Origin of the sequence: Cognatundibacterium jejuense (assembly GCF_014284255.1) — a bacterium.
Lineage (GTDB): Bacteria > Pseudomonadota > Gammaproteobacteria > Burkholderiales > Burkholderiaceae_D > Undibacterium > Undibacterium jejuense.
The window spans coordinates 1-307 of the sequence record NZ_JACOFV010000065.1 but is presented as its reverse complement, the minus strand read 5'-3'; the positions used below and the strand labels follow the sequence as shown (position 1 = coordinate 307).

Here is a 307-nt window from a genome sequence, read left to right as displayed (position 1 = left end):
GATGAGTTCGTGTCCGTACAACTGGCGTAATCATGGCCCTTCGGGGCCATTGTTTCTCTGTGGAGGAGTCCATGACGAAAGATGAACTGATTGCCCGTCTCCGCTCGCTGGGTGAACAACTGAACCGTGATGTCAGCCTGACGGGGACGAAAGAAGAACTGGCGCTCCGTGTGGCAGAGCTGAAAGAGGAGCTTGATGACACGGATGAAACTGCCGGTCAGGACACCCCTCTCAGCCGGGAAAATGTGCTGACCGGACATGAAAATGAGGTGGGATCAGCGCAGCCGGATACCGTGATTCTGGATAC

At 55.4% G+C, this 307-nt stretch carries 1 protein-coding gene; it reads left to right on the top strand.

From position 1 onward, the window contains the following. Positions 1-71 precede the first annotated feature (71 nt). A partial coding sequence (gene gpFI, locus H8K32_RS20040) for a DNA-packaging protein FI (RefSeq protein ID WP_222613209.1) occupies positions 72-307 on the top strand: 236 nt, incomplete at its 3' end.